This window comes from Thermococcus sp. (assembly GCF_027066465.1).
In the GTDB taxonomy this organism is placed as follows: Archaea; Methanobacteriota_B; Thermococci; order Thermococcales; family Thermococcaceae; genus Thermococcus.
This window is the reverse complement of record NZ_JAMONU010000206.1, coordinates 1-5,115: the sequence shown is the minus strand read 5'-3', so window position 1 is coordinate 5,115 and position 5,115 is coordinate 1. Positions and strand designations below refer to the sequence as shown.

Annotated in this window: 7 protein-coding genes and 1 pseudogene; 5 read left to right on the top strand and 3 right to left on the bottom strand. The window is 53.5% G+C overall.

The window, feature by feature from the left end; genetic code table 11:
• Positions 1 to 211, bottom strand: a pseudogene (locus tag MVK46_RS10075) (hypothetical protein); the annotation flags it as partial.
• 70 nt (positions 212 to 281) lie between these two features.
• Here MVK46_RS10075 and MVK46_RS10070 point away from each other — a divergent pair.
• Positions 282 to 707: a molybdenum cofactor biosynthesis protein MoaE gene (locus tag MVK46_RS10070; RefSeq protein ID WP_297536547.1), complete on the top strand. Its 426-nt coding sequence runs from the start codon at positions 282 to 284 to the stop codon at positions 705 to 707.
• Between the two features lie 95 nt (positions 708 to 802).
• Positions 803 to 1,735 carry an SPASM domain-containing protein gene (locus MVK46_RS10065; RefSeq protein ID WP_297536545.1) on the top strand — a complete coding sequence of 311 codons (933 nt, stop codon included), beginning with the start codon at positions 803 to 805 and terminating at the stop codon, positions 1,733 to 1,735.
• Here the strand turns inward: MVK46_RS10065 and MVK46_RS10060 are convergent.
• Positions 1,732 to 2,658: a winged helix-turn-helix transcriptional regulator gene (locus MVK46_RS10060; RefSeq protein ID WP_297536543.1), complete on the bottom strand. Its 927-nt coding sequence runs from the start codon at positions 2,656 to 2,658 to the stop codon at positions 1,732 to 1,734. The genes MVK46_RS10065 and MVK46_RS10060 overlap by 4 nt on opposite strands.
• Positions 2,659 to 2,724: 66 nt before the next feature.
• Here MVK46_RS10060 and MVK46_RS10055 point away from each other — a divergent pair, with 66 nt between their 5' ends.
• From MVK46_RS10055 to MVK46_RS10045, 3 genes are read left to right on the top strand one after another with little or no spacing between them, the layout of a single operon-like run.
• Positions 2,725 to 3,213, top strand: a complete 489-nt coding sequence (locus MVK46_RS10055; protein ID WP_297536549.1) for an adenosine-specific kinase — start codon at positions 2,725 to 2,727, stop codon at positions 3,211 to 3,213.
• Between the two features lie 40 nt (positions 3,214 to 3,253).
• Complete coding sequence (locus tag MVK46_RS10050; RefSeq protein WP_297536542.1) at positions 3,254 to 3,805, top strand: XTP/dITP diphosphatase; 552 nt, start codon at positions 3,254 to 3,256, stop codon at positions 3,803 to 3,805.
• Positions 3,806 to 3,865: 60 nt separating this feature from the next.
• Positions 3,866 to 4,318 carry an Lrp/AsnC family transcriptional regulator gene (locus MVK46_RS10045; RefSeq protein ID WP_297536539.1) on the top strand — a complete coding sequence of 151 codons (453 nt, stop codon included), beginning with the start codon at positions 3,866 to 3,868 and terminating at the stop codon, positions 4,316 to 4,318.
• A gap of 59 nt (positions 4,319 to 4,377) precedes the next feature.
• Here MVK46_RS10045 and MVK46_RS10040 read toward each other — a convergent pair.
• Positions 4,378 to 5,115, bottom strand: a 738-nt coding sequence (locus tag MVK46_RS10040; protein ID WP_297536537.1) for a radical SAM protein, incomplete at its 5' end; no start/stop codon positions are given.

Genomic DNA, 5,115 nt, shown 5'->3' with positions numbered 1-5,115 from the left:
TGTAAAAAAACCTCTCTATCGAGGAGAGCGCCTTTAGCGGATTGAAGCTTTTCTGATTCACCGGTGTCGTGGTGGTCGTGTGTGAAGTACCGGTCGGTGAAGGCGACGGGCTTGGAGAGATACCCGTGCTCGTTGTCGTCGTTTGTCCTCCGAGACAGCCGAGCGAGAGGACGAGCATGATGAGGACGCCAATCAGCAGTGTTCTCTTCATTACCCTTCACCGGCTTGAGTGTCTCCTCAAAACTTTAAACCTTTCCCGACTATTCCAAGCGGTGGTTCGGGTGAAGGTCAGACTGATGAGGGAAAGGTTCGATATCGGCGAGGCCCTTTCACTCCTTAGAGTTCCGGAGTGCGGGGCCTACGTCATGTTCCTCGGCCAGGTGAGGAACGAAAGCCACGGGAGGCACGTTAGAAGGTTAATCTATGAGGCCTATCCGGAGATGGCTGAGGGTGAGATGGCCCGCATAAGGGAGGAAGCCCTTCGACGCTTTCCGATACTCGATGCCCTGATATGGCACCGCTACGGCGAGTTGGACGTCGGCGAGGACACGATACTAATCCTCGTGAGCGCCAAGCACCGGAAGGAGGCGTTCGAGGCGTGCTCTTGGCTGATAGATGAGGTCAAGAAAAGGGTCCCCGTGTGGAAGAAAGAAGTTACCGACGAGGGAACGTTCTGGATTGAGGGCGACCGGGCTGTTAAAGAGTGACTTTCGGTTTTTTGCAAACTATCGTTAGTGGTGTGCAAAATCGGAATAGAAAAAGTATAAATACCTTTTGGTTCATCTCTCTATGGTGGTGCCTCGTGGAAAGGGTTGTCTATAAGGGTTCAACTATCGGCGCTGGTGCCTTTAGGGTTAACGTTCTCTCGATATCGAAGCCTCCGTGGAGCCACAAGGCCCACTCCGGAAAGCTCGAGAGGCTCATCCTCCAGCTCGGTGCCGGAAGGGGCAGGTTTTCCGAGGTCGAGGGAATACCCCGCTCAATCGGCTGCATCGGCAACAACCGCTTTCTCCTCCGAAGGGAGCCCCTGAGTCCCGAGAGGGTTAAGGAGCTGATAAAGGAGTTCCACTCCCTCGGCGGGAAGGAGCTCTGGCTCACGAACTACGACAGCGTTGAGTACCTCCTGTCGGTGGCATCGTATTCCGCCGAGATTGGGGTTCCCGAGGTTTACGCGGTGGTTATGTTTGAGGACCTCGACAAGGTCTCACCGGTGGAGGGCGTTAGGTTCATAGCGGAGTTTGACTACTCAAAGGAGAGGATGGAGGCCCTCTCGGCCTATCCGTGGCTTCACGGTGCGCTGGTCATGGTCATGCCCGAGGAGCTTGACGAGCTTCACACATTGACCGTGAACTTTACGGGGGAAATTTACGTTGATGTTCTCTATCCGGGCTCAGCTAGGAGACTTGACTTCAACGTCATAGACCTGAGGAGGGTTCTCAACCCGACGAACGAAAAGTACCACGACTGCCTCGCCGGAACGATAGCCGTAACGGCCGACGGCTACCTCCTTCCGTGCCCGCTCCTCAGGAACTACGTGGTTGTTGACCTGAGGGAGAGCGGACTCAAGGAGGCGCTGAGAAAGAAGAAGCTCCGCAGGTTCTGGAAGATGACCAAGGACACGATACCGGCATGCTCGAAGTGTCCGTTCAGGTACCTCTGCCACGACTGCAGGGCGCTCGAGTACCAGGCAACGGGCGAGATAGAGGGAATGGAGTTCTGCCCGATGCTGCTCTAAAACTCCAGAATCGAACGGTAGCCGCTTCCGTCTTTTTTAACCATTCTCCTGAAGGCGGTCCGCTTGTTCTCGTCGTTCATTTCCTTGAACGTGGGGTCGAAGTACTCGATGAGGATTTTCTCCACGAACTGGCTGAACTCAAAAACCTTGCTCCCCATGTCCTCCTTTGAGGAGAAGAACCACTCGAGGAAGTACCCGTAGCCGGGGAGAACCCCAACGGAAATCTCGTAGTCCTCGAACCTTTTAAGAACCTCCTCCTCGAGCTTCGTGGTGAGTCCTATAACACCCCTGTCGTGGACGTTCATGTCAATCGTCGGGAAAAAGCCCAGAAGGACTTTCTCTTCCCTGAGCTTGTTTATCATGAACTTTATCGTCGGCCTGGTTTTTCCAAGCTCCTCAGATATTTTCTTTACCGGCGTTCTCGCATCCACCTTCAGTATATCCATCAGGATTGCGTAGTCGTAGCCGAACTTCCAGTCCCCCCACTCCTTCCTTCTGCTCTTCCAGTCTGGGGTGTAAGCCCAAATCTCATAGTACTCAAAATCGTCCGAGTACTTGGAGAGCATCTCGTCTATTTCCCTGGTTTGGTTCTTTGGAACGTAGAAGATTATGGAAAGGCCGTTTTTAAAGCCGAATGCGGGGTTAACGTAGCCGATGAAGGGGTTTTTAGTCATCCTCTTAGCCACGTCAAACAACCGGTCGGAGGGAACGCTCAAGAAGCCGACGAAGCTCTTCAGGCCGAGGGCTCTCATGCTGTAGTGCGCGTGTACAAGAACGTATTTCCCATAGTACTTGTCGTAGAGGCGCTTGAGCCTGTAGTAGTCTATACCCTCCTCTTTGGCGATTTTTCGAAGGCTCTCGATGGGATACTTTTCAAGAAGGCTCACGAGGTATTTTATCTCTTCCTCTCTTACTTCACCCATTATCCCACCGCCTCGGCGAGAAAAAGTTATATCTGTAGGTGTATTAAAACCCTTCCGGTGGTGCTTATGGTCAAGATAGAGGTCGTTGACATCGAAAAGCCCGAAGGGGTCGAGGTGATAATCGGGCAGGGCAACTTCTCGATATTCACAGTTGACGACCTTGCCAGGGCATTGCTCACAGCGGTTCCGGGAATAAAGTTCGGCATAGCCATGAACGAGGCAAAGCCTCAGCTTACCAGATACACCGGAAACGACAAGGAGCTTGAAGAATTGGCGGCGAAGAACGCCGTGAAAATCGGCGCGGGCCACGTTTTCGTAATCCTCATGAAGAACGCATTTCCGATAAACGTCCTCAACACCGTCAAGAACCACCCTGCTGTTGCGATGGTCTACGGGGCAAGCGAAAACCCGTTCCAGGTCATCGTTGCCGAAACCGACCTCGGGAGAAGCGTTCTCGGAATAGTTGATGGAAAGGCCGCCAACAAGATAGAGACCGAGGAGCAGAAGAGGGAGCGCAGGGAGCTTGTGGAGAAAATCGGCTACACCCTTGACTAAACCTTTTAATCTTCCCCCACCTTTTCTTCCCGGTGGTCGTATGAGGCTGGCTTTTGTGACGTCGAACCCCGGAAAGGTGGAGGAAGTCAGGAAGTACTTTGAACCCCTCGGCGTTGAAGTTTACCAGCTCCGCTTCAGCTACCCGGAGATACAGGCCGACACCCTTGAGGAGGTCGCGGAATACGGTGCGAGATGGCTGGCCGAGAGGATAGACGGCCCCTTCTTCCTCGATGATTCCGGCCTCTTCGTTGATGCCCTCAACGGCTTCCCTGGGGTTTATTCAGCCTACGTTTACAAGACCCTTGGCTACAGTGGAATCCTCAAGCTCCTCAAGGGAGAGACGAACAGAAAAGCCCACTTCAAGAGCGTCATAGCCTACTGGGACGGCGAGCTTCACATCTTCACCGGAAGGGTGGACGGAGAGATAACCACCGGGCCAAGGGGAAGTGGCGGCTTTGGCTTTGACCCCGTGTTCAAACCCGATGGATTCGATAAGACCTTTGCCGAAATGACAACCGAGGAAAAGAACAGAATCTCCCACCGGGGGAGGGCGCTCAGGGCTTTTGCGGAATGGTTAAAGGAAAACCTTTAAATAAGCCCTCCAATCAACCCTATGCGATTGGAGTTGAATAAATGACGAAGGGGGTCCGAGATGGCGGGGAACCTGGATGCAATAGACCTAAAGCTGTTGAAAGAACTTCGAGAGAACGCGAGGGAAAACATAGCCTCACTGAGCAAAAAGCTCGGAATTCCCAGAACGACCGTTCACTACAGGATAAAGCGCCTCCTGGATGAGGGAATAATAGAGAAGTTCACGGTCAAGCCCAACTATAAGAAGCTCAACCTCGGCACAACGGCGTTCATACTGGCGCGCTACGACCCCGACTCTGGACTCAGCCAGCGGGAGGTCGCCGAGAGGATAGCCGCGCTCGAGGGCGTTTACGAGGTTCACATAATAGCGGGCGAGTGGGACCTCCTCATAAAGGTCCGCGCCCCAAGCTCTGAGGAAGTTGGAAAAATCGTCGTGGACAAGCTCAGGGAAATCAAGGGTATAGGTCAAACCGTAACGATGGTGTCCTTCGTTACCGTGAAGGAGGAACTTTAGCGGGGCGATGATTGGCGTTCTCCTTTCTGATTTTATGATGACGCGAGGTTTGCTGAGCCTCACATCACGCAGCACTCGTAGATTATCTCAACGTCCCTCAGGGTTTTTGCCCATTCGATTACCTTTCTCGGCGGATTCGTCAGCCTGTCAACGTCCCGCAGAACGGCCCCCATGTCGAACTCCAAGCGCCATCTCCCCGTTGGACGCATGCAGCCGATACTAAGCTCCCCGTCAAAGCGCTCGCGCGCGTGCTCAACAACCTTGAGGCTTTCCTCAACGCCCGGTTTTGGAACGTTCTCCATCTCCGTTCCCTTCGTCGGAATGAGGACGTCCAAAACCAGAACGTCTATGGGGTATTGGACGAGGAGGTCAATCGCCTTGTACTCCCAGTGGATTCTGCCGAAGTCGAGGCCTATCGTTACGTGCGGCGCAACTTTAATCCCGTTCTCCGTCAGAAGTTCAACTATTCGAAGGTAGTCCTTGACAGTTTTGTCTATCTTGTAGACGCGCTTTATCACGTCGTCATCGCCGACGAAGTCGAGGGAAACAACATCCACAAACTTGAGCCACTCCAAATCGGTCTCGTCTATGAAGCCGACGTGGGCGTTGAGCTTCAGACTGGTTTTCCTCTTAATCTCCCTCAGCTCGTCCGCGTATCTATCAATCGGCACCTTCAGGCGGGAATCCATTCCACCGCTGAGCAGACAGCCCAGGCCACCGGAGCGCTCGAGGTCGAGACAGAAGTTAAGGAGCTCTTTTCGCGTCGGCTTTTTCATGCCCTCAAGGTAGTGCCTCCC

Coding starts and splice junctions, on each gene's coding strand:
- MVK46_RS10060 (WP_297536543.1), bottom strand. CDS start 2,658: ATGGGTGAAGTAAGAGAGGAAGAGATAAAATACCTCGTGAGCCTTCTT.
- MVK46_RS10055 (WP_297536549.1), top strand. CDS start 2,725: ATGGTCAAGATAGAGGTCGTTGACATCGAAAAGCCCGAAGGGGTCGAG.
- MVK46_RS10050 (WP_297536542.1), top strand. CDS start 3,254: ATGAGGCTGGCTTTTGTGACGTCGAACCCCGGAAAGGTGGAGGAAGTC.
- MVK46_RS10045 (WP_297536539.1), top strand. CDS start 3,866: ATGGCGGGGAACCTGGATGCAATAGACCTAAAGCTGTTGAAAGAACTT.